This is a genomic window from Candidatus Infernicultor aquiphilus, from assembly GCF_002784285.1.
In the GTDB taxonomy this organism is placed as follows: Bacteria; Atribacterota; Phoenicimicrobiia; order Phoenicimicrobiales; family Phoenicimicrobiaceae; genus Infernicultor; species Infernicultor aquiphilus.
Genome location: NZ_PFKO01000242.1, coordinates 1354 through 2844, shown reverse-complemented (window position 1 = coordinate 2844; position 1491 = coordinate 1354). Strand labels below are relative to the sequence as shown.

Below are 1491 nucleotides of genomic sequence, written 5' to 3'. Positions count from 1 at the left end.
TTCCGTTATCTGATTGTAATTTCTGCACTGCTAAAAGGCAAGAGCAACAAAAATATATTCAATCTATCGAATCCAAAGTGAATCCGGATAGAAGTAAGTCACCAGAGGCGACTGTCGCACCTTTGGCGCGACGGACTTCTAATGGGGTGAATAATGGTGTTATCTATATACCCTTATTTATGCATGGGGTCAGGGGTAAAGAAAGCTTAAATGAACTTGCTGAAATTATGTTTTCAAAAGGGAGGCAAAATGGCTAAAAAGCGATCTAAAAAAGGATTACCGCCTTTCTTACCGTCTATAATGTATCCGAAAAAAAGAGGAAAGAAGGCTGCTCCCAAGATACCCCCGGGTAAAAAGCCTAGAGAATATGAGCTATTAAATCTGGACGATTTAGCGAAAGTGTTAGTTTATCCGTTAGAGGCATTCACCGTTCTTGCTGGAGAAATTAGGGACAGAGCCTTAGCCGAGATAGCCGGTAAGGTAGATCTAAAAGAAGAACTTTTTAATCTAAAGATGTTTTACGAGTCAGGTATGCTAAATGAAGATGAATATAAAAAGAGAGTCGAGAAACTTATTGCTGAATTAGAAACAGTTAAGGAACATAATAAAAAAGCAAAATAAAGAAAGGAGGCATTAAAAATGGGTGAAGTATTTAAATGTCCCAAGTGTGGGATTACTACAGGAAGTACCGATTATTGTCCAAATTGTGGTGAACCTTTATCCTTGGGGTGCCCGAAGTGCGGCACAACCTGGAAGTATTGGGAGAACATCAAATTCTGCCCCAATTGTGGCACAAAAGCAGAGAAGGTTGGTGTAACACGAGCCACACGAACCCTTGCCGGAAAGTCTTTAGCAAGAGGATAAGTATCATCAGAGGTTGTAGTTCAATTAGGAATAAGAAATACCTATCGAGGAGGTGTGAAAATGGCAAAGGATGTAGGAACTTTAATTGAAAAGGCAAGGGAAGAATTAAGCAAGTTGACTAGACTTAAAGCCTCTTCTACTGTAGGGGCTATTAAGGATGAAAAAGGATGGCATATCTCTGTTGAGATGCTGGAAAAAAAGTCCATTCCTGACCAGATGGATATTCTGGCTATCTATGAAGCCCTTTTAGATGATGAAGGGAATCTTTTGGGTTTTGAGCGAAAGTCAATGCGTACGCGTATGGAGACAGTAAAAGAATAATCAAAATTAAAGTAATGGAAGGTTTGTATCTTTAAGGAATTTTCAAAGAACTAAAGTATACAAACAGAAGGAGGAATAAAGATGGCTATGCAGGCGAAGAGAGATTATGATGGTGATAGCAGCGGTTTAGTTGATGTCATAGACCGAATTCTGGATAAGGGTTTAGTAATCAATGCCGACATTACTGTTTCTGTCGCTGGTGTTGAACTACTGGGTATCAAGGTTCGGGCAGCATTGGCTTCGTTTGAGACTGCTGCCAAGTATGGTTTGGAGTTTCCATCTGGTACCAATTATGAGACTGCCGCC

At 40.0% G+C, this 1491-nt stretch carries 4 protein-coding genes and 1 pseudogene; all 5 read left to right on the top strand.

The window, feature by feature from the left end; genetic code table 11:
- A pseudogene (locus tag COZ07_RS06515) lies at positions 1 to 257 on the top strand (hypothetical protein); the annotation flags it as partial.
- Positions 250 to 621, top strand: a complete 372-nt coding sequence (locus COZ07_RS06510) for a gas vesicle protein GvpG (RefSeq protein ID WP_406607760.1) — start codon at positions 250 to 252, stop codon at positions 619 to 621. The pseudogene COZ07_RS06515 and the gene COZ07_RS06510, both read left to right, overlap by 8 nt.
- Before the next feature lie 18 nt (positions 622 to 639).
- Positions 640 to 864, top strand: coding sequence for a double zinc ribbon domain-containing protein (locus tag COZ07_RS06505; RefSeq protein ID WP_406607759.1), 225 nt, complete (start codon positions 640 to 642; stop codon positions 862 to 864).
- Positions 865 to 924: 60 nt separating this feature from the next.
- A complete protein-coding gene (gene gvpO / locus COZ07_RS06500; RefSeq protein ID WP_406607758.1) occupies positions 925 to 1185 on the top strand; it encodes a gas vesicle protein GvpO in 261 nt (86 codons plus the stop codon).
- Positions 1186 to 1272: 87 nt separating this feature from the next.
- A partial coding sequence (locus tag COZ07_RS06495) for a gas vesicle protein (protein ID WP_406607761.1) occupies positions 1273 to 1491 on the top strand: 219 nt, incomplete at its 3' end.